This window comes from uncultured Desulfobulbus sp. (genome assembly GCF_963662935.2).
In the GTDB taxonomy this organism is placed as follows: Bacteria; Desulfobacterota; Desulfobulbia; order Desulfobulbales; family Desulfobulbaceae; genus Desulfobulbus.
This window is the reverse complement of record NZ_CAXXTL010000002.1, coordinates 1487193-1507806: the sequence shown is the minus strand read 5'-3', so window position 1 is coordinate 1507806 and position 20614 is coordinate 1487193. Positions and strand designations below refer to the sequence as shown.

15 protein-coding genes are annotated in these 20614 nt (G+C 58.8%); 9 read left to right on the top strand and 6 right to left on the bottom strand.

Annotation, left to right across the window (positions count from 1 at the left end; genetic code table 11):
• The first annotated feature begins 66 nt into the window (after positions 1-66).
• The 5 genes from ACHZCX_RS10955 (at position 67) to ACHZCX_RS10935 (ending at position 7818) form a co-directional block, all read left to right on the top strand.
• Positions 67-1497, top strand: a complete 1431-nt coding sequence (locus tag ACHZCX_RS10955; RefSeq protein ID WP_319587268.1) for a hypothetical protein — start codon at positions 67-69, stop codon at positions 1495-1497.
• Positions 1498-1729: 232 nt separating this feature from the next.
• Positions 1730-3034 (top strand): GGDEF domain-containing protein, encoded by a 1305-nt coding sequence (locus tag ACHZCX_RS10950; protein ID WP_319587267.1) that lies wholly within the window; start codon positions 1730-1732, stop codon positions 3032-3034.
• A gap of 281 nt (positions 3035-3315) precedes the next feature.
• Positions 3316-5691 (top strand): hypothetical protein, encoded by a 2376-nt coding sequence (locus tag ACHZCX_RS10945; RefSeq protein WP_319587266.1) that lies wholly within the window; start codon positions 3316-3318, stop codon positions 5689-5691.
• Positions 5692-5704: 13 nt separating this feature from the next.
• A complete protein-coding gene (locus ACHZCX_RS10940; protein ID WP_319587265.1) occupies positions 5705-6769 on the top strand; it encodes a phosphatidylserine decarboxylase in 1065 nt (354 codons plus the stop codon).
• Positions 6766-7818, top strand: a complete 1053-nt coding sequence (locus ACHZCX_RS10935) for a prolipoprotein diacylglyceryl transferase family protein (RefSeq protein ID WP_319587264.1) — start codon at positions 6766-6768, stop codon at positions 7816-7818. Before ACHZCX_RS10940 ends, ACHZCX_RS10935 begins: the two co-directional genes overlap by 4 nt.
• A 6-nt stretch (positions 7819-7824) precedes the next feature.
• Here ACHZCX_RS10935 and ACHZCX_RS10930 read toward each other — a convergent pair whose 3' ends face one another.
• The 3 genes from ACHZCX_RS10930 to ACHZCX_RS10920 are packed head-to-tail and all read right to left on the bottom strand — an operon-like array spanning position 7825 to position 10581.
• Positions 7825-8526, bottom strand: a complete 702-nt coding sequence (locus ACHZCX_RS10930) for a hypothetical protein (RefSeq protein ID WP_319587263.1) — start codon at positions 8524-8526, stop codon at positions 7825-7827.
• Complete coding sequence (locus tag ACHZCX_RS10925; protein ID WP_319587262.1) at positions 8523-9863, bottom strand: PhoH family protein; 1341 nt, start codon at positions 9861-9863, stop codon at positions 8523-8525. The genes ACHZCX_RS10930 and ACHZCX_RS10925 overlap by 4 nt, the downstream gene beginning before the upstream one ends.
• Positions 9805-10581, bottom strand: coding sequence for a DUF1045 domain-containing protein (locus ACHZCX_RS10920; protein WP_319587261.1), 777 nt, complete (start codon positions 10579-10581; stop codon positions 9805-9807). Before ACHZCX_RS10920 ends, ACHZCX_RS10925 begins: the two co-directional genes overlap by 59 nt.
• A 272-nt stretch (positions 10582-10853) precedes the next feature.
• Here ACHZCX_RS10920 and ACHZCX_RS10915 point away from each other — a divergent pair, with 272 nt between their 5' ends.
• From ACHZCX_RS10915 to ACHZCX_RS10905, 3 genes are all read left to right on the top strand, one after another.
• The gene (locus ACHZCX_RS10915) at positions 10854-11768 is read left to right on the top strand and encodes an alkaline phosphatase family protein (RefSeq protein WP_319587260.1); all 915 of its coding nucleotides are present in this window, start codon (positions 10854-10856) and stop codon (positions 11766-11768) included.
• Between the two features lie 124 nt (positions 11769-11892).
• Positions 11893-12705 (top strand): hypothetical protein, encoded by an 813-nt coding sequence (locus ACHZCX_RS10910; protein ID WP_319587259.1) that lies wholly within the window; start codon positions 11893-11895, stop codon positions 12703-12705.
• A gap of 48 nt (positions 12706-12753) precedes the next feature.
• The gene (locus ACHZCX_RS10905; RefSeq protein WP_319587258.1) at positions 12754-14478 is read left to right on the top strand and encodes a lysophospholipid acyltransferase family protein; all 1725 of its coding nucleotides are present in this window, start codon (positions 12754-12756) and stop codon (positions 14476-14478) included.
• Positions 14479-14908: 430 nt separating this feature from the next.
• On the opposite strand, the gene ppk1 is transcribed toward ACHZCX_RS10905, so the two are convergent.
• The 3 genes from ppk1 to ACHZCX_RS10890 all read right to left on the bottom strand — a co-directional run bounded on the left by ppk1 (position 14909) and on the right by ACHZCX_RS10890 (position 18483).
• The gene (gene ppk1, locus ACHZCX_RS10900) at positions 14909-17071 is read right to left on the bottom strand and encodes a polyphosphate kinase 1 (protein ID WP_319587257.1); all 2163 of its coding nucleotides are present in this window, start codon (positions 17069-17071) and stop codon (positions 14909-14911) included.
• A gap of 245 nt (positions 17072-17316) precedes the next feature.
• Entirely contained in the window at positions 17317-17562 is a 246-nt protein-coding gene (locus ACHZCX_RS10895; RefSeq protein WP_319587256.1) for a hypothetical protein, read from the bottom strand.
• A 225-nt stretch (positions 17563-17787) separates the two neighbouring features.
• Entirely contained in the window at positions 17788-18483 is a 696-nt protein-coding gene (locus ACHZCX_RS10890; RefSeq protein ID WP_319587255.1) for a CPBP family intramembrane glutamic endopeptidase, read from the bottom strand.
• Between the two features lie 345 nt (positions 18484-18828).
• On the opposite strand from ACHZCX_RS10890, the gene ACHZCX_RS10885 reads away from it, so the two are divergent.
• A complete protein-coding gene (locus ACHZCX_RS10885) occupies positions 18829-20586 on the top strand; it encodes a bifunctional metallophosphatase/5'-nucleotidase (protein ID WP_319587254.1) in 1758 nt (585 codons plus the stop codon).
• The last annotated feature ends 28 nt before the right edge of the window (positions 20587-20614 follow it).

Below are 20614 nucleotides of genomic sequence, written 5' to 3'. Positions count from 1 at the left end.
TCTTAGCTGCTACAAGATGCTTTTATTCTGTCATCAAAAACTGCTGCATTGAATGGAAGCGACACCATGTTCCAGCCGAAAACCGTGCCCAGTCTTTCCTCTCTCGCCCTGGTAACCAATCGCATCGCAAAAGGACGAGCCACTTTGAGCTGGCCTGTTTATCTGACCTTCAGCCTCGCCGCCTTGCTGACCCCGGCTCTGTGGAACGGCTATGCCCTTACCTTTTACGATACCGGCGGCTATGTCGATGCCGTCCTGAGAATGGAGCTTGTTCCTGGGCGTTCTCTGTTTTACGGCCTTTTTCTCTGGCTGGGCTCGCTGGGCTGGCAGTCCTTCTGGGGGCCGGTGCTCGTGCAGTCGCTCTGCACCCTCTGGCTGATCCGCCTTCTGCTCCGCTGCCATGGCCTGCCCTCCGGCGCCCAAGCGCTGGCTTGCTTTTCCGCCGGCCTAGCTTGCCTGACAGGTGTTTCCTGGTACACCAGCCAATTGATGCCCGATATCCTGGTTCCCCTGATGGTCCTGTCCCTCTGGCTCCTGGCAATGCATTGGCCCAGGATTGGCTGGATGGAGCGCACAGGGTTGGCGGCGATCGCCTTGCTGGGCCTGCTCTCGCATATGTCCTGCCTGGCCTTGGCCCTGGGATTGATCGCGGTCATCCTGGCAGCAAGGATACTGGGCCGTCGCTGGACACCGGCGGTGTGTATCATGCCGCCGCTGGCTGTGGTCCTGGCCAGCCTGCTGCTCATGCCCCTGCTCCATCTCGCCTTGACCGGTCAGGGGGGCTATACCCCTGGCGGCCCGACCTTTCTTTTTGGGCGACTGGTCCAGGACGGCATTGCCCAGCGGTGGCTGGCCGAACACTGTCCCGCACCCGATATCAAACTCTGCGAACTGCGCCACCGGCTGCCCGCAACGGCCGATGACTTTCTCTGGAACGGGGGGTCGCCCTTTCAGGATCTCGGCGGCTGGAGAGGCAGTTCCGAACCGGAACTCAAACACCTGACCAGGGCTGCCGTGACCGCTTATCCAGGCATGACCCTCTGGACCACGCTGCGCTCCACCGCCCAGCAAATGGTGAAGGTGGCGACCGGTGACGCCCTCTATGAAAGCCACAGCGACACCCGTGGCATTATTCATAAATTCCTGCCCGGTATCGCCCCGCCCTTCTTCGAAGCCCGGCAACAGCACGGCCAGGTTACCCAGGAGCTGTTCGACCGGCTCAACCTGATTCATATCCCCGTTGCCCTGATCTCGGTGCTGGGCCTGCTGCCAATTGTTCTCTGGAGTTGGCGAAACGATCGCCGCGATCTCGCCGCGCTGGCCCTGTTCGTCTTCTTTGCTCTCCTTGGCAACGCCTTTATCTGCGGCGCCCTGTCCAATCCCCACGACCGCTACCAGAGCCGACTGGTCTGGCTGGCACCCCTGGTGGTCGGCATGGTATTAGCTGCCTCCTGGAAAAAACTCGACAGAGTTCATTCGCCCGACCGTATTGGCTGATCGATCATGCCCCTCTCTCCCCTTCTTTTTTATCCAGCAACCATGTTTCGGACATGGTGTTGCCGGTGCGCTCAGCCGCAGCCCTGCTTCAAACCTTAAAAAAATGAAAGACTGATCAAACTGTAACAGAAGACCGATACAACACTCTTTCAGGAACCGGTGCTCGATAAAGAAATCGTTGCACTGCAAGGCTTTCCAGGCAAGCACCCTCAGAAAGAGCAAAATCGGTGTCATGGACCAAAATATAGAGTCTTTGCTGCATGCGGTCATTCAAGGACAGAATCTCAAGGTGCATTTTCAGCCGATCGTCCACATCCAGACCCGGCAGATCTACGGCTACGAAGGACTGATTCGGGGCCCGGTCAACACCGTGCTTCATTCACCCACCCGGCTTTTTGAAGCTGCGACGCGAGCGGGGCGACTGGCGGAACTCGACCTCCTCTGCCGGCAATTGGTGATCAAACGGTTCGCTCAACTGAGATTGCCCGGCCGGCTGTTCATCAATGTCGACCCGTTCAGCTTGGTCCACGAGCACTCCCGCGAGGGCCAAACCCTCGAATTTATTGAACAGGCGGGAGTCAACCCCAGTCAGGTTATCATCGAGCTGACCGAAACCCACCCGGTGGAGGATGTCCAGCTGATGCAGCAGGCCATGGTTCATTACCGGCAGATGGGATTCCGGGTGGCCCTGGACGACCTCGGTGCCAGCTATTCCGGCCTGAAACTATGGTCCGAGATCCGCCCGGATATTGTCAAGATCGATCGCCATTTCATCCAAGGGGTCGATCAGGATCGCACCAAACAGCAGTTTGTCAGTGCCATTCTCAAGACGGCCACCGCCCTGGGCTGCAGGGTGATCACCGAAGGAGTGGAGACCGGCAAGGGCCGCCTCATCGACCTGCTGCACGAAATCACCAAGCTGCAGGTCAACCGGGCCCGCCATGCCAACCCCCTGACCCTGCTCCCGGGCAATGTGCCGATTCAACAACAGTTGCAAAAGCTGTTTCGCCAGAATATCGCTTTTACCGTCTGCTATTTCGATCTCGACAACTTCAAACCGTTCAATGATTTTTTCGGATTTAGCCGAGGCGACAAGGTCCTGCGCTTTGTTTCCGAACTGCTGGTTGCCAACATCGACGATCAAGAGGATTTTATCGGTCATATCGGCGGTGATGATTTTGTGGCGATTTTTCACAGCATTCATTGGCAGGCAACTGTCGAACGAATCCTGCAGCAGTTCGATGACAGTATTGGCGGTCTGTACAACGGTCACATTGGTTGTGTGATCAAAACCACCGACCGGGAAGGTGTGGAACGGCAATACCGGCAAATGACCCTGTCCGTTGGCGCGGTCGTGGTCAGACCGACGGAGTGGCATTGCCACATCGATCTCTCGGAAGAGGCGTCGATAGCCAAACATCATGCCAAGGCCATGCCGGGCAGCACGCTATACATTCATGAATTGGCCAGCGAACCGCACTTTGCCCTTGCCGGAAAATCCCCATCCGCCCATAAAACGGATCAAACTGCAGATTGAGGCCTTCATCGCGGCGTATAAGCAAAAGGGGTTGAAAATGTTCCTCTCCGTCGAGCCAATCGCTTAGACGCCACAAAATGAATAAGATGGCCGAGGGTGGGGCAGCCTTTGTTGCAGCAAACGCGGACAAGAGAGGGCGGTCAGAATGTCCGGCCCCGAAGGAAAGGATGAAACGACCTATTGACGTAATATTGACCGGTTCATAGCCGGAATCTAATAATCGTTCTGTATCGTGGGAATCCAGAAGCATCATTTTGGATTCCTTCAACGGACAGCAAACGATGACCGTGCCCCTTCCCTCCCTTCTTGCTCCCCTCGACAGGAGCGAACTCGCCCGGCAGGCAGAACATTTCCGGCAGCAGATTCTCGACGCCGGCGGCAAACACCCGTTTTCCGGGGCCGACACCACCGTCGGCGTGGAGAACGAATTCCAGGTAGCGGTGGAGGGCAACCGGTCGGCGGTGGACCTGGCGATTGCCATTGTCGAATCGAACTATTACAAAAACCTGACCCTGCGGGCCCGGCGCGGCGATCTCAGCCCCCATCTGCTCACCGATCTGGATGCTTTTCTGGGTGACCAGAAAGGCCAGATCTGGGAGAATTCCTGGGTCCGCTTTCCCCGTCGCCTCCTGGGCGAATACGCCACCTCGGTTCTGAACCGCGACCTCCTGGCCGACAAGAGCAACCCGGCCGGGCCGGCACGGCGGGACAGCGCCGGTTTTCTCTTCGCCCGCGAGGGTGAGCCTTGGCTGCGGGTACCGGTCAGCTATCTGCTCAAACTCTCCCTGGCCGATGCTCTCAGTCAAAATGGTCAAACAGGCCTTGCCGATCCGATTCTCCTCAGGACCGGCGAGCAGTTGATGGAGCATCTGATCAGCGACAACTGCTCACCGGAAATCACCAGCTTCACCCTGTGCAGCGGCGGGAACAACGAGTTGCCCGGACGCAGCACCGCCAACGAGACCAGCCGCCGCTTTTTCCTCCTGCAACTGCTCATCCAGTATGCCAACCGCGAATTCCGTCTGGAAAAATACGGTCAGACCTGCCGGATGTATCTGGCCCCCAATCCGCCGGCCCGGCAAAAACAGCTCAATGATCTGATCTCCGATCAATTCTACCGCGAATTATTTCTCAACCCCTGCCTTTCGGGCTGGCAACAGGGCGAGTCCAAAAAGGAGTACATGGGGCTCTGCCATCGCACCCTGTCGCGGAGCCAGCTGAACACCATCGGCAAACTGAAGGAGGCGGGCATCATTGTCAACAACCTGGTGGTGCTGCCCAACACCAGTTCCACCTCCCTGGCCAACAACGGCACCCACATCACCCTGGGGAGCAGGATGCTCAGCCGTTGCTACCGGGAACCCCAAGGGGCCCGTTTTGAAAAATACTTCGGCGACCTGGCGATCAAGATCGTCGAGCACTTCCTGCCGCTTTTTGTCACCACCTGCTCGGCGGCGCCGCATCGCCTCAGCTTTAGCGATTTCCACCCGGAAAAGGTGCTGGGCTACCTGCCGCACGAACTCGACTACACCCATCTGCGCATGCTCTGGCGGCGGTGGAAGAAAAAGGCGGATCTGCGATTCTGCGGCCACAGCTTCACCCCGCTGGGGCCGCTCTGGCTCGACCGCCTGACCAGCGGCCTCTTGCGGCTGCGAGGCGACTATCTGCCCGATGTCCGTCTGATCGACTATCTTGTGGCCCTGCAGAGCGTCGAGCAGAGTCCGGCCTTGAACGGCATGCTGGGGAACCAGGAGCAGCTCAAGCAGGATCTGACCGAGATGGGGGTCTTCGACAGCCGCATGGCCATCTACCTGCCCTACCGGATGCGGGCCCTTGCGGCGTATGGGTTTTCCGGCTTCGAGGGCCGCCATTACTCGCTCTTCCCCGATCTCAGCGAAACCTTTGCCCGGTCCGTGGACCTGCAGACCCTGATCACGCAGATGGCCTACCGCTGGGTGATCGAGGGCACGGTCACCCATGCCGATATCCCCGACGACCCCTGTACGGAAAGCGAGCGGCGGCAAATCTTTTTCGCCTCGGCCATCGGCGTCCCCACCGTCTTTCTCCGGGCAGACACCAAAAACAAGCTCCTGCGCCGGATCATCGCGCAGGTCGAACGGCAGCGGCCCAGCCGCCGCTACAGGGGCTTTTTGCGGGTCGAAGTGGCGGCCTATCAACTGGCCTGCCTGGAGGTGCTGCAGGGGGAATGCTGGACGGCGACCTGCGGCAACGAGGGGGCAAGGGAGATCTTTGCCAGCCTTGAGGCCATGCTCAGAGGGACGAAGCCCACGGCAGCAGCGCAACTGACCGGCGCCATTCTCGACAAGCACGGCCGGGGTTCGGATCCGATGCGGATCAAGGCCGGCGACTTCAACCGGGCGGCGGAAACCTATTACCGCACCGATCTCTGCCGCCTCCATCTGACCAACGGTCTGGATACCCTGATCGACGACGGCAGGAAACTTGATGCCTGCACCGATGCCGGCATCGGCGCCCTCAAGGAACAGTTGACCGGCAGCGCTCCGGCAGCCCTGTTCATCCGCGAAGCCGGCAGCCGGCTGTTGGCCGGCGAAGCCACGGACCGGGAAATCCATGTCCTCATCCTCCTCACCCTGCTGATCATCCACCGGGAACTTGGCGATCCCAGCGGCAACTGAATCGAGACGCGCTATGGAACATCAATATATTGTTCGTGAAACCGGCGAAATCATCAGCGAGTACCTCATCGCCGACCGGACCATCGGCCTCCTCTACAACCGGGTCCGCGAGCATGCCCCGAGCCTGTTCCGGGCCCTGACCTCGGAACGCATGTCGAGTGTTCTCGGGTTCCTCCATTTTGATTGCAACCTGCCGATGGAGAATCAGCGGGGCCTGCGGCTGCTGGAGCGGATGGGGGTGGATTGGCGCGAATGCGTCGCCTCGCATCACAGTTTCACCACCCCCCGGCATGTCTTTGAACGCAAGATCCGGTACTGGGATTTTCGGCCCATGGACCCGAACCCTGAGGCCGTGGCCTCGCCGGCCGATGCCAAGGTCCTGATCGGCACCCTTACAGACACCCCGGAGTTATTTATCAAGGAAAAGTTCTTCTCCGTTTCGGAACTCCTGGGCGAAGACCTGTGCTGGCACCCATTCTTTGCCGGGGGTGATTTCGCCGTCTTCCGCCTGACCCCGGACAAGTACCACTTCAACCATGTGCCGGTCAGCGGCGAGGTGATCGATTTTTACGAGATCGACGGCAGCTACCATTCCTGCAATCCACGGGCACAAATTGCCCTGGCCTCACTCCACGCCAAAAACCGGCGGGTGGTTACCATTATCGACACCGATGTACCGGGCGGCAGCGGCGTTGGTCTGGTGGCCATGATCGAGGTGGTGGCCTTGATGATCGGCGACATCGTCCAGTGTTACTCCGAGATCGCCTATGACAACCCGCGTCCAGTGACCAAAGGGATGCGCCTGGTCAAGGGCTGTCCCAAAAGCCTCTACCGGCCCGGCAGTTCCACTGATATCCTCCTGTTCCAAAAGGAGGCGGTCACCTTCTCCGGCGACCTGCGGCGCAATCTGGTGCGCACCGACGTGCGCAGCCGGTTTTCCGCCAGCCTGGGTCAACCCCTGGTTGAAACCGATGTCGGGGTGCGTTCCACCGTTGCCGTCAAACGGCATCAGGAGGGTATCGGCACCTTTGCTTTTCCACCCCTTTGCACCCTGCCATCCTCTGCGGAATCCCTATGAACGAATGGCTTTTCCTCCTCTCCGCCGCCCTCCTGTTCAGCCTCTTGATCGTTCTCGGCTGGCGCTTTCTCCCCGGCGACCGTTTTCAGATGCTGGCCACGGTCCCGGTCCGGCGGCGTGACGACACCCATTGGCACGGGGTCAATTTCACCTGGTACGGCCTGTTACTGGCCACCGCCGCCGTCATCGGCATTATTTTTGTGCTCATCCTCACCAGGGCTGCTGGTCAGGCGCTGACTCCGATGCTCACCCTGCTGCTCCTGATTGTCGGCCTCTGTGTGCCGGCAGCCCACTGGGTGGCCCGGCTGGTGGAAAAAAAGCACCACACCTTCACCATCGGCGGCGCCTTTTTCTGCGGTCTGGCCGCCACGCCGCCGATCATCCTCCTGATCAACGGCGGTTGCCTGCTGCTGGACGTCCCCCTCCTGCACACCCAGGTGGTGATGGCGGCGCTCGGCATCGGTTATATCCTCGGCGAGGGGCTGGGCAGGCTGGCCTGCCTCAGTTTCGGCTGCTGCTACGGCAAACCCCTGCACCAGTGCGGCCGTTTCGCCACCTTCCTCTTTGATCGGGTGGCCTTTGTCTTTACCGGAGCCACCAAGAAGGCGGTCTACGAAGGGGGCCTAGCCGGGGTCAAATTGGTGCCAATTCAAGGACTGACCTGCCTGCTCTACACCGCCACCGCCCTGGTTGCCTGCCACCTGTTTTTTCAGGGCCGCTACCGCAGCGCTTTTCTCCTCAGTCTGCTGGTATCACAGGTCTGGCGGGTGATCTCTGAGATGCTCCGTGCCGATTTCCGGGGTTTCACCGCCATCTCCGCCTATCAGAAAATGGGCCTGGCTGCCATTGTCTACGGTGGCGTACTCTGCCTGCTATTTCCCCAACCCACCCTGCCACTTCCCGACATCGCCTCAGGGCTGGTCCTGCTGCTCGACCCTTTCCTGCTGCTCGGCCTGAAGGCCATCTGGTTTGCTCTGTTTCTCCACTTCGGCCACAGCATGGTCACCGGGGCCACCCTTTCCTTTGAGGTCCGGCAGAACCGCATCTGATGCCGGTCAGGAGGTGATCAGGCAGATCAGGGTCTCGGCCGTACCAGGAGGTCCATGCGTACCCCGGTACTGGAGAAAAAGATGGTCACCCTGCCGGAACCAGTACTCGGCCCTCCAGAGAGCCGACATCAACCCGTCGAGGCGAATAACCACCTTGTCTGCCGCCTGAACGCCACCGTTGTCTGCGGAGATTTGCTCACTGCCCGTCTTTTCGGCCTGCATGGCCAACACCTCCAGGGTATCGGGGCGAATGGTCCAGAAGCTGGCCACCTGCTGATCGCGGGCCACCATCCGCTGCAGCGAAAACGACAAAGGCTGGCACCAGGGCCGGGAATCGATGGCCTCCTTCTTGTCGATGGGTTTGCCATCGAACCGGCCGCTGAAGCGGATGTGGTCGCCGACCCGTTCAGCCCGGATATCGGTGTCCGGCTGTTTCACGTAATGCCAGGACAGGGTCGTTCCCTCGGCGGTGTTGTCACTGCTGAAGATCTCGCTCCCTTGATTCTGGGTCACGGTCACCGTCGCGTTGTCCTGCTCCCGGTCCGCGCGCCAGGTAAAAGTGAAGCTGTCGCCCCCGGTCTGTTCCCGGTAACGAAAAATCTGGGAAGCAGGACTGCTGGCCACCGCCATGAACAACAGGGCCAGACAGAGCGGCAGGATGGCGCGCACCGGGGAATGATCGGGTAGAGGGGTTTTTGCAAGGTTCATAGGAGTTCACTGGCCAGCATGGCGAGTTCGGAGCGCTCGCCTTTTTCAAGGTTGACGTGGGCATAGAGCGGCTGGCCCTGCATCTTTTCGATCAGGTGGCTCAGGCCGTTGGATTGACTGTCGAGATAGGGGTGGTCGATCTGGTGGATATCGCCGGTGAAAACGACCTTGGTGCCTTCGCCCGCCCGGGTGATGATGGTCTTGACCTCGTGCGGCGTCAGATTCTGGGCCTCATCAACGATCATGTACATCTTCACCAGGCTGCGGCCACGGATATAGGCCAGCGGCTCGATGATCAGCCGCTTGTCGTCGAGCAGGCGGGATAGCATCTGGCCCATCTCGCTCTGCTCGGAAAACTGGCCGCGAATCACCGCCAGATTGTCGTAGAGCGGCTGTATATAGGGGCTGATCTTGGACTGGATGTCACCGGGAAGATAGCCGATATCCTTGTTGGAGAGCGGCACGATCGGCCGGGCGAGCATGATCTGGCGATAGCGGGTCCGCTGCTCCAGGGCTGCTGCCAGGGCCAGCAGGGTCTTGCCGGTGCCCGCCTTGCCGGAAACCGTGACCAGCGCAACCTGCGGGTTGCAAAGGGCGTGGACCGCGAAGCTCTGTTCGGCGTTCCGGGGATTGATGCCATAGACCGCTTTCCGGTGAATCTTGATAATACTCTTGTCCTCGGGACGGTAGGTAGCCAGGGCCGACTTGCGGCCGTTGCGGACAATCAGATACTCATTGGCCAGGGGACCTGGATCCAGCGACAGCGATTCAATCCCAACACCGCCCTGTTCCTCGCGGTGCAGCGCCTCAACCAACTCCGCTTCCACCCCGTCCAGACAGCGGCAGCCGGTGTACAAGCCGCCGATATTCTTGACATGGTCGGTGGTGTAATCCTCGGCCATCAGCCCGACCGCCTTGGCCTTCATCCGCAGGTTGACGTCCTTGGTCACCAGGATAGAGCGGCGGGACTGGTCGGCATGGGCGAGGTGATAGCCGATGTTGAGGATCTGATGATCCGGCTTGGAAGCAGCCGGAAAATGCTGGCGGAGGTCCTCGTGCAGCGCCTGCTCAAGCTTGATCGACACCCGGCCCTTGTCCGGTCCGATCTGGACCCCGCCGTTGAGCAACTTGCCCGAGCTTAAGGCGTCCAGGGCGCGGACGAACTCGCGGGCATGGTAGTTGATGGTCTGGTTGCCCTTTTTAAACTGGTCGAGTTCCTCAAGAACGGTGATGGGGATGACGATGTCATGCTCCTGGAAGTTGTTGATGCAGGCCGAGTCATGCAAGATGACATTGGTATCCAGGATAAAGGTTTTGCTGGAGGAGCTGCTGGTCATGATGGGGGCGTTCCTCGGGTTCGGGTGAAGGGAAAGGAAAGGGAAACCGGTGGAGACAGCGCAGGGGCTGACCGTATTCCGGCTCGACCAAGAGACACAGGGCGTCGATTAACAGGGGCTCACTGAGAAGAGGCCCAAAGGTCTCGATCAGGGCGGCATGCACCTGCTCCTTGTGCTTGCCCTCGGCCATGCGGGAGGTCAGGGTAAAATGAAACCGGTACTGTTCAAACACATACGGGTAGCCCCAGATCTCCAGATTCTTTTTTTCCTGGCCACTGAGCTGGACGGCCTTGCGCCGGGCCAGCTCACTTGGGTTGAGAAGGGCGCGGAAACGGTCGAACTCGCGGGTGCATCGAGAAGCCAATGCCTGCAGGGCAGGGGAATGGCGGCCAGGCCGCAGGCAGAAAAAGTTGTCGAGAGATGCGACGATCAGCGGGGGCAGGGGCAGCGGCCTTTGCCGGGCCGAGAAATCAGCGAGCGCATCATACAATTCAGTCTCGGTCAGCCGCTCCTTGAGACGGAAGGGAGGCATCAGGGTGGCGTGAAAGCCGTAGCGGGCGGGTGTTCGGGTCAATTCGGTGAGGCGGTCAGGCTCAATGTCCTGAAAACAAGGCTGCAGGAAGGATTGCCCGCAGAGGGCGTCCCGGCCGAGCCACTGGTTGCCCTGATGCAAGAGGGGGGAGGTCGCGGGGGGAACATAATAGATGGCGTAGCGCATAAATAATCAGCGTTTCATTGGGAAGGGAGAATGAGATTCCATGACGACTCCTGCCATCATCTTCCAACCCATTATGGACACTGGGTTTTAATCCCAGGTTATGAAACGATTACGATTGCATCAGGGCAGGGGGCATGGACCGGTCCCCTGACCAAATCATAATTGCCGGCTAACCGTGCGATAACAACCACCGGGTACAAGACTGACATCCCGGTCGATCGCACTTTCTTCCTTCAACAATGCGGCGGCCTCACCTCAAAAGGGAGCGCTCCATGCCCAAGCTGCTTGTAGTTGTTATCGATGGCCTCCGCACCGACACCCTGGCCTGTGCCCATGTCCCCTGCTTCGACAACCTTGCCCGCAGTGGCGTCCTGGCTCGGCGGCTTCAACCTTTTCGTCCCTGTCGGACATTACCCACCCTCGTCAGCTTGCTGACCTCCCTGCCACCGGAGGAACATGGCGTGCACAGCAACTCCGGGATCTCTCAGATTTCACCCCATGCTGTTTCTCTCTTTTCCTTGCTGCGTTACCGTCACCAGAACAGTGCTGTCTTCTATTCCAACGACCGTTTGCGCCTGCTCTTTCCTCCGGGCAGCCTGCAGACCGGAGTGCTGATCAATTCCCAGTCGATCCGCAATGTTGACCGCGAATTGGCGGCGGAAGCGGCCAGTTACCTACAACGGGAAAAGCCGGACTGTTGCCTGCTCTATCTTGAAGGGGCGGATATTGCCGGCACCCATTTCGGTTTCACCTCGGAACCCTATCTGGAAAGTGTCGAACAGGCTGACCGTGCCCTGGGTCTGCTCCTGGAACATCTGGCCGTGGTCGGCCTGCGGCAGGACTATGTGACCATGGTGATGGGATGTTGCGGCGGCGCCGGGCCGATCATCGCCGCAATGGACGAACCCGGCCTCCCCCTGCTCCTCTCAGGGCCGGGAATCCGCCAAGAAGAAGAGCTGGCTCGGCCTTTGTCGCTTTTAGATCTCGCCCCGACCATGGCCGGAATACTTGGCCTGGCCGCCCATCCCGACTGGCGAGGCGGGGTGCTTGCCGAGGCCTTCCACCATCAGCCGCTGGAACTCAAAACCCTGGCCCGCAAAAAAGCAGCCCGGCCCCGGCAACGGGAGGAGTGGGACGGCACACGCCAAAACGAAGCGGGGCGCAAACCAATCCTGACCAAAGAATGATCCAGTCCTCACCCGATACAAACACAGACCTTGTACTGATAGTCGGAGAAATCGAAGTGGCCTTTTCCCCGCATGGAGGGTTCGTGCCCATTGGTTTACCCCTCTCTCTCAGGAGACCACGACCATGATCAGAGTTATGACCCTCGATGCCGCGACTCAAAACCAGGCATCGCCCCATCGCCTGCGCACCCGCTTTCAGCCCCTGCGCCAGGATGGGATTGACCTCCTCTGTTGTCAGTCCATCCGTCATTCCATGGACGGCAAGGAAAATTTCAGCCACCTGTTGTCGGAAACACTGGGCCTGACATCGAGTTGCTTTGCCGCCGGCCGCCATCAAGCCGAACTCTTCTCAGATGGGAATCATGCAGCCAGGGGACTGGCCATGCTCACCGGCAGCGGGGTGTGGGTGCTCAACAGCGGCAGTTTTTTTGTCGGCGACGCGGAGGAGGAGGAAGTCGTCCAATTCGCCCTGATCCGCAAGAACGGCGCCTCGGTGCTGGCCCTCAATCTCCATCTTGCCGCCGCACCACAGGCACAGGCGCGGCAACTGCGCGATCTCTTTCTCAACCCCCTGCTGAGGGATAAATATGGCGCGGTGGTGCTCTGCGCCGACCGGCCTGCCACCGTGCCCCTCAAGGAATGGCAGAGCCTCACCGCCCGCTCCAACTACTGCCTGCACGATAAGCTGCTCCCCGCCACTCACGGTTCCGGGCTGCTTTGCCTGCTCACCGCCAGGGCCGAGGCGGTTTCGGTGGTCACCATTCGCCCTCCCGAGCTGACCCCGCCAGCCAGTGGCAAGAATTCCGCCATCCCGCCGGGCTTGACCATGGCCCTTGAGATCCAACGGAGGAGCGCGGACAAACGCAGCCGGCCCTTCTTTCCCCTTTCCTTCCGCGAGCAGTGGCTGGGCTACAAAGAACACCGGGCCTTTACCTGATTTCGCCGCTTTTTCACCTCTGCGCCCATCCTCCAGGAGGAACGCCTTATGTTTACCGTCGACGCCATCCTCAATCAGTACTATCCCCGCTTGGCCGGCCGGCCGCTGATCACCCCGCCGATCCGCTCCGCACTCCGCCGCCTGCTCCGGGAAGAGCAGTTTCTCCGCTTTGCCGAGCAGTATCCCCATCTCCGAGGTATGGATTTCGTTGAACAGGTCCTGGAAACCCTGCAATTCACCTATTCTGTTTCCGATCGCGACCGGGAAAATATCCCGGTCAGCGGCCGGGTGATGATCATTGCCAACCACCCCATCGGCTCGCTCGACGGCCTGGCCCTGCTCCGACTGGTGCATCAGAGCCGTCCGGATGTGCGCATTGTCGCCAACGACCTTCTGGAGACGATCCAACCGCTCCGTCCCTGCCTGCTCTCGGTCAAGGTGATGACCGGCATCACCCTCAAGGAGCAGATTGCCCGTATTGACAAGGCCCTGGCCAACGAGGAGGCGGTGATTATTTTTCCGGCGGGCGAAGTTTCGCGCTTCGGCCCCCAGGGCATCCGGGACAGCCGCTGGCAGAAGGGCTTTCTCCGCCTGGCTGCCCGGGCCAAGGCACCGATCCTGCCCATCCATGTGCATGGCCGCAATTCGCTCTCCTTTTACACCGCCTCCATGCTGCTCAAACCGCTTTCCACCCTGATGCTGATTGGCGAGATGTTCCGCCGCCAACGCCAGCCGCTCAAGCTGACCATCGGCGGCCTGATTCCGTACGGTGCTTACGACGGTCTCAAAATCCGGGAAAAAGACAAGATCGACCTGTTCCGCAAGCACCTCTACCGCATTGGCGTAGGCAAGAAGGGCATCTTTCCGACCGAAACCGCCATTGCCCGGCCGGAACGGCGGATCGTGCTGAAGAAAAATGTCCAGGCAGGGGAGTTATTGGGCAGAACGCCGGATGGCAAGGAGATCTATCTCTTTGAAGGCGACGAAAATTCGCCGGTGCTGCGGGAAATTTCCCGGCTGCGGGAGATCACCTTCCGCGCCGTGGGTGAGGGTTCGGGCAAGCGGCGGGATCTGGACGGATTTGACCGCTATTACCGTCACCTGGTGCTCTGGTCGGCCGAAGATCTGGAAATTGTCGGCGCCTACCGCCTGGTCGATGCAGCGGCAGTGGTGCGGGACAGGGGATGCGAGGGCCTCTACAGCCACAGCCTCTTTCAATTCAACACGGCGCATTTCCCCTACTTTGAACAGGGGTTGGAACTGGGACGCAGTTTTGTCCAGCAACGGTACTGGGGCAAGCGCAGCCTCGATTATCTCTGGTACGGCATCGGCGCCTTCCTCCGCCGCAATCCGCAGTACCGTTATCTGTTCGGACCGGTAAGCATCAGCAACGCCATGCCCCAGATGGCCAAGGAATTGCTCGTTTTTTTCTACAAGCTCTATTTTGCTGACAATCGCTCTGAGCCCTGCTCGCGCACCCCTTTCCGATTCTCTCTGCCGGTCACCGATCTGGCCCGGACCTTTAGCGGCGACAATTACCACCAGGACCTGATTCACCTTAAATCCCTGCTCGGGGCCATGGGAATCTCGATCCCCACCCTGTACAAGCAGTACACTGAACTCTGCCCGCCGGGGGGCGTCCTCTTTCTCGACTTCAATGTCGATCGGGATTTCAGCAACTGTATTGACGGTCTGGTGGTGGTCGATACCCACCAGTTGAAACCGACCAAACGCAAGCGCTATATCGAAGAATCCCTGCCCAAGGCAGCCTGATGCCCGACCGTTTTTAGGTTGAATCGCTTTTGTTCGTCATTTCGACAAGGGAGAAATGCCGAAACCCTAGGAGATTTCTCGCTCCGCTCGAAACGACACTCAAATGTATGCAGTGGAAAAAACAGACCAAGCCCCGCAAGCGCTGTCCCGGCAGGATGTTTGTTTGAATGAAGAAATTGTTCGGGGACGATGGGGCCCTCATCCAATGCAACAACCACCAGACGGGACTAACCTTTTCGGAAAGCGGCAAGCTCTTTTTCTGCTCTAACCAGCCATTCTTGTTGTCATATCGACCCCAGATACAAGGGGGAAATCTCTTTCGGTACGAGATCTCTCCCCGCAGTCGAGATGACAGAAGAAGCCGTGGTGCATTAAAAAATGCCTCGCGTTCCGGTGAGACTGCGCCCGCTCCTCTTCCTCCGTCGGTGCTTTACCCGACCTTTTTCCTTCCCTTCTTCTTTCCTGCGGACCGGTGACCGCTGGCCTGCCGTTTTTCCGCCCGCTCGATCAGTTGGCGGTGAATGCAGACCGAGCCGTCGCGGGCCTTGGCAAACCGTTGGCGATAGGTGCCATCGGCCTCCATTTCCCAGACATTGCGCTTATTCTTCAACTGCAGATCGAGCAGCTGCCGCAGCTGTTTGCGCAACTTGGGCGATTCCACCGGCACGCAGACCTCCACCCGGCTCTCGAGATTGCGCTGCATTAAATCAGCCGAACCGATGAAGTACTCCTCTTCTCCCCGGTTGCGGAAATAGAACAAACGGGTGTGTTCGAGAAAGCGGCCAACCAGCGAAACCACGCAGATGTTGTCCGAAAGCCCGGCAATTCCCGGCCGCAGGCGGCAGGTGTCACGGATAATCAGATCGACATGGACGCCTGCCTGCGAGGCCCGGTAGAGGGCGGCGACGATCTCCCGGTCCTCCAGTCCGTTGGCCTTCAACTGGATCAACCCGGGCTCTTCCGCGCTGTGGCCGCGAATTTCCCGATCGATCTTCTGCAGCAGGGCCTTTTTCAACAACCGGGGCGAGGGGAGGAGTTTGCGGTAGCGGCGCATCGGGGTGTAGCCGGTGGTCAGGTAGTTGAACAGCTCGGTCAAGTCGGCGCCAATGTCGGGATCGCAGGTGAACAGGCCGAGATCGCAGTACATCCGGGCCGTGCCCGCATGGTAATTGCCGGTGCCGATGTGGGCGTAGCGGCGCAGGCCGTCGTAATCCTTGCGGATGACAAAAATCACCTTGCAATGGGTCTTGAGTCCAACCACCCCGTAGGTGACGTGGATACCGGCCTCTTCCAGGAAACCGGCCCAGCGAATGTTCGCCTGTTCGTCGAAGCGGGCCTTGAGTTCGAGCACCACCGCCACCTGTTTGCCGTTGCGGGCGGCATCGATCAGATATTCGATCACCCGTGACTTGCCGGCGGTCCGGTAGAGAGTCATTTTGATTGCCCTGACCTTGGGATCCACACTTGCCTCCCGGAGGTAACGCTCCACAGAGGTGTCAAAGGACTCGTAGGGATGCTGGAGCAGGATCGAACCGTGCTTGCGAATAACGTGGAAGATGTTGGGATTTTCGTCAAGCAACTCGGGGTTGTCGAGGGGCTTGTGCGGCAGATAGTGGAGTTCCGGCCGGTCGAGCCGGGCGATCTCGAACAGATCGCGCTTGCCGACAATGCCATCGACCGCAAAGACATCGCACTCTTCATTCACTCCCAGTTCGTCGGCCAGCATGCCCCGGTGATGCTCCTCCATGCCCCATCCGACCTCAAGCCGGACAATCTCGGCAAATTTGCGTTCCCGCAGGGCTGATTCGATCACCTGCAGCAGGTCGTTGGCCTGTTCCTGGTTGGGTTCGGTGATGGCATTGCGGGTCACCCGGAAGGTCTCGCAGGTCTCGACCACCATCTCCGGAAAAAGGGTTTCGAGGTTGTTGCCGATCAGATCCTCCAGGGTGATCCAGTGGCCGGAATCGCCAAACCTGAGGAAGCGTGGCATGTCATCACTCACCGGGGCCTTGATTCGGTTCATGTAGCTGTGCTCGCTGTCCGGGTAACGGACGCTGACCAGCAGGTTGATCGACAGGTTGGAGATGAAGGGAAAGGGATGGGCCGGGTCCATGCCCTGGGGGGTGAGCAGCGGGTAGACCTGGTCGAGAAAGTAGCGTTCGGCGAGCGATTTTTCCGCCAGGTCGAGGTCGGCGTACGGGACAATGCGGATCTTGCGCCTGGCCAGAAGCCGCTTCAGCTCCACTTCCAGCTCCTCCTGTTCCCGGAGCAGGTCGCGCACCACCAGGGTGCAGTCATCGATCTGTTCCTGGGGCAGGCGGCCATCTATCGACAATTCCTTGACCCCGGCTCCGACCTGCTGCTTGAGGCCGCCGATCCGCTTCATGAAAAACTCGTCAAGGTTGGAACCGACCACCGCCAGAAAAAAGACCCTTTCCAGCAGGGGGACGCGATCGTCCTGCCCCTCATGCAGCACCCGCCGGTTGAAGGCCAGCCAGGTCAATTCACGGTTGAGATACCATTGGGGGGATTCAAGATCAAAGGGGGGAGGAGAGGCCTGTGGTGCTGTCCGAGAAGTTTGGGAGGGTTCCATGACGCGCTGTGCTTGTTGGAAGGATTCTGAGCTCTTTGAGGAACCATCCTACCGGTCATGCATTAGTATTGAGTTAGGTTTTGGTTATCCTCGAGTCAAAACCTAACAGAGCGATGTCCAGATCTTGGCAGAATTCCCATCGATTTTTAACCAAAAACTAACCCACCTGCTCGGCTCCTTGATGCTACAGTTCGTGGCTCATAGCTCATCAAAACACCCCAGCAAAAACGCGCGACCAGGAAAAATCACACATGAAAGAGCCACGGGAAAAGAAAACAAAGAGAAAGCCCTCTGGGCAAAAGAGTTGGTCTCAACATCTGGCCAACTGCATCGCTTCCGAGCAGTGCCCTTATTGCGGCGAAGACATCCTTGAGAATGAAGAGATTCTCGACCAGACATTCAAGAAAACGCTCTTTTTCCAGTGTTCTGTCTGCTCTTGGAAGAGCTCCTGAAAACAAACAGGCCCACCTCTCAAACTGCTGAAGATCCACAGTTCTTTCAAATATGGAGCATGCCATATACACGGAAGAAGAAACAAGAATCTACTATCAAACCAAGGATGCGAAGACCAACACTATCAAATGTGTTACCTGCCGCAAAACGATCCCGATGACCGCCGAACGCAGTCTTGGTTTTGGGATCTACCAGTGCTATGAATGTGGGGAAAGAGAAAATGTTTTCCTGAAAAAAATCAAAGGCTAAAGCCTTTTCTGACGCTACAGTACCCCGAGAAACATGGCTAAAGCTCCGAGCAGGGAATGGGAAAGCGAGATGCCCCAGATTGAGGGCCAGCGCAGGTAAATCATTCCCCAGACCAGACCGCTGACAAACGTGATCAGAAGTAAGACCGGATGGTTGTAGATGATGTGGAGATAAGAAAAGGTGATGGTTGAAATCAGGATCATCATTTTGGGAGCAATGTTCCGGCATCTCTTCATCTCGGCGAAGAGGATGCCCCGAAAAATGAGCTCCTGAACCGGAGCGAGGATCACAATATAAAAGAGAAAACAAGCAAGAGAATAACTGTATTCGCGGGGCATCAGCCAACCTGCCCGATAGGCGCAATACAAACCAATTCCGCCGATGGTGCAAAACAGCAAATTCCAGCGGATCGAATTCCAGTTATGTTCCAGGGTGAATCCCAAATCGTGCAAGCGGTAGCCGCGGTGCACACTGTGCGCAATGAAACTCAGCGAAACAACGGCCAGCACATGAAACCGGTAGGCGAACGGGATCGCGCCCGACCATATCAGAAAAACAGGTGCATAACAGTTGATCAGCAGCAGAACAAAGAAACGGAAGCCGGCTGAAGACCGGTCCCATCTTTTGAGGAAGGGGAAGCTGCGGCCGGGTGCATTGGCAATGGTTGAGCCTGCATTGCCGCCGAGCGGGTTTATTTGTAACTGTTTCATTTCGCAGCCCTGCAATCCCTTTCGACACGAGTCGCATTTACTCCTTGATTTTCCATTAATTCGCTGAAAAATAACACGGATTGAACAAAAACAAAACCGAATTGTAACGCCCCCCTTCCCAGGGTGCTCAATATCGCCTCCGGTTCACTCCGCCCGCCGCTCTCTCCTCATTTTCCCTTAACAAATCCAAAAGATATCCATACAACCTCCTCACCGTTCACTGATCCTGCCCTAACATGGACATGTTTTGATCCTTGCAGAGAAGAAACGAAAGACATCCGCCGATCCGGCGACGCTGCTGGGTCGACATCCCGGTCTGCGGGAAGGTAAACGAGGGAGGAAGAGATGCAACAAGCGATGAAAAAAACAGTAGGGCGATTCCTGATCGCTGCGGCGATGGGTACCTTGGTTGGTTTGACGGCCGCCCAGGGCCAGGCGGCCGGCGATACCGACCTGCGAAACCTGGCGAATAGGAAGGTGACATGGCGCGGCCCCGACGTTCACGGCGCGACCATCCCCCTGAAGTTGTTATCCATCAACGATTTTCACAGCCAGATCACCACGGGACTGACGGTTGATGGCCGTCCGGTGGGCAGTGCTCCGGTTCTGGCAGCCTATCTCAAGGCAGCCGCCGCCAAGGCCGGGGGCAAGACGTTCATTGTCCATGCCGGTGATCATGTCGGCGCTTCGCAGCCACAATCGGCACTCCTCCAGGATGAGCCCGGCATCATGTTCTTCAACATGTTGGGCAATGAGCAGTGCAAGGCAGGCGGCGACTACGGCCGCGATTGCAACCTGGTGGGCATCCCCGGCAACCACGAATTGGACGAGGGTCTACAGGAGATGCTGCGCCTCATCCAAGGCGGCAACCACAGCCAGGGCCCCTACCTGCAAAATCCCTATCAAGGCGCCGCGTTCCCCTACATCTGCGCCAATCTGGTGCAGGCCTCCACGGGGCAGCCGCTATTCAGGCCTTATGTGGTGCGTATGGTCGACGGGGTGCCGGTTGGTTTCATCGGGGCCATCCTTCACCGCGCTTCCACTTTTCTCTCCCCGGAAAGTCTTGAGGGCCTGCAGGTGCTGGACGAGGTGAACACCATCAATCTCTACGTCCGCAAGCTCAAGGCCGAGGGAGTGCACACCATCATCGTCATGGTCCATCAGGGCGGCTACCAGCAGGCAACGACCGAAACATCGTCGCCAACCAGCCCGCTGGCCGGAGATATCGTCCCGATTGTTGAGCGATTGGATGGCGAGGTCGATGTGGTGCTCAGCGGCCACACCCATACCTATCACAACACCTTGATAAAGAACGCCGGCGGCCGCCCCATGCTGGTGGTCCAAGGCTGGCCCAAGGGAACGGGCTATGCCGACATCGATCTGGAAATCAGTCGGGGGAGCAGCGATGTGGTGGCAATGTCGTCGTCCATTGTCACCACCTGGGCCGATCAGGGACCGGGACTGCAACCGGATCCCCTGGTGGCCGCCTTGGCCAGTCAAGTGGATGCCATGGGCAACGCCATCGCCGAGCAGGTTATCGCCCGGGCCGCCAAGCCCATTACCCGAACCAGCAACGAAGCGGGTGAATCAGCCCTGGGCGACTTGGTGGCCGATGCCCAGCGCCAAGTCATGGGCACCGATTTCGCTTTCATGCATCCCGAAGGCATCGAGGCCGATATCGCATCCGGCGGCATCACCAAGGGGGATCACTTTACGGTACAGCCCGCCAAACTCAATCTGATCAAATTGGAAATGACCGGTCAACAGATCTACGAACTGCTCAATCAGCAGTGGAGCGGGGACAATGGACGGGGCCGGTTTCTCCAGGTTTCCGGCCTATCCTACACCTGGGATGCCGGTCGCCCGGCCGGTCAACGCATTGTCGCGGTGATGAAGGATGGCGCTCCGCTGCAAACGGAAGCACACTACACCGTAGCGGTGAATGAATACCTGGCGGGTGGTGGCGGCAACTTTACCGCGCTGACCAAGGGTGCTAATCCGGTGGTTGGTCCCTTCATCGCCGAGGCCCTGATTCAGTATGTGCAAACCCAGCCCCAACCGATCAACGCGGACATTGAGGGACGGATCAGCCGGTTGAATTAGAACTGGCTGCAGAACAATCCCGCTCATC

What these genes read in the sequence shown, in the direction of transcription:
- ppk1 (WP_319587257.1), bottom strand. Translation starts at nt 17,071, where the DNA reads ATGGAACCCTCCCAAACTTCTCGGACAGCACCACAGGCCTCTCCTCCC.
- ACHZCX_RS10920 (WP_319587261.1), bottom strand. Translation starts at nt 10,581, where the DNA reads ATGCGCTACGCCATCTATTATGTTCCCCCCGCGACCTCCCCCCTCTTG.
- ACHZCX_RS10885 (WP_319587254.1), top strand. Translation starts at nt 18,829, where the DNA reads ATGCAACAAGCGATGAAAAAAACAGTAGGGCGATTCCTGATCGCTGCG.
- ACHZCX_RS10950 (WP_319587267.1), top strand. Translation starts at nt 1,730, where the DNA reads ATGGACCAAAATATAGAGTCTTTGCTGCATGCGGTCATTCAAGGACAG.
- ACHZCX_RS10940 (WP_319587265.1), top strand. Translation starts at nt 5,705, where the DNA reads ATGGAACATCAATATATTGTTCGTGAAACCGGCGAAATCATCAGCGAG.
- ACHZCX_RS10925 (WP_319587262.1), bottom strand. Translation starts at nt 9,863, where the DNA reads ATGACCAGCAGCTCCTCCAGCAAAACCTTTATCCTGGATACCAATGTC.
- ACHZCX_RS10890 (WP_319587255.1), bottom strand. Translation starts at nt 18,483, where the DNA reads ATGAAACAGTTACAAATAAACCCGCTCGGCGGCAATGCAGGCTCAACC.
- ACHZCX_RS10910 (WP_319587259.1), top strand. Translation starts at nt 11,893, where the DNA reads ATGATCAGAGTTATGACCCTCGATGCCGCGACTCAAAACCAGGCATCG.
- ACHZCX_RS10955 (WP_319587268.1), top strand. Translation starts at nt 67, where the DNA reads ATGTTCCAGCCGAAAACCGTGCCCAGTCTTTCCTCTCTCGCCCTGGTA.
- ACHZCX_RS10945 (WP_319587266.1), top strand. Translation starts at nt 3,316, where the DNA reads ATGACCGTGCCCCTTCCCTCCCTTCTTGCTCCCCTCGACAGGAGCGAA.
- ACHZCX_RS10905 (WP_319587258.1), top strand. Translation starts at nt 12,754, where the DNA reads ATGTTTACCGTCGACGCCATCCTCAATCAGTACTATCCCCGCTTGGCC.
- ACHZCX_RS10935 (WP_319587264.1), top strand. Translation starts at nt 6,766, where the DNA reads ATGAACGAATGGCTTTTCCTCCTCTCCGCCGCCCTCCTGTTCAGCCTC.
- ACHZCX_RS10930 (WP_319587263.1), bottom strand. Translation starts at nt 8,526, where the DNA reads ATGAACCTTGCAAAAACCCCTCTACCCGATCATTCCCCGGTGCGCGCC.
- ACHZCX_RS10915 (WP_319587260.1), top strand. Translation starts at nt 10,854, where the DNA reads ATGCCCAAGCTGCTTGTAGTTGTTATCGATGGCCTCCGCACCGACACC.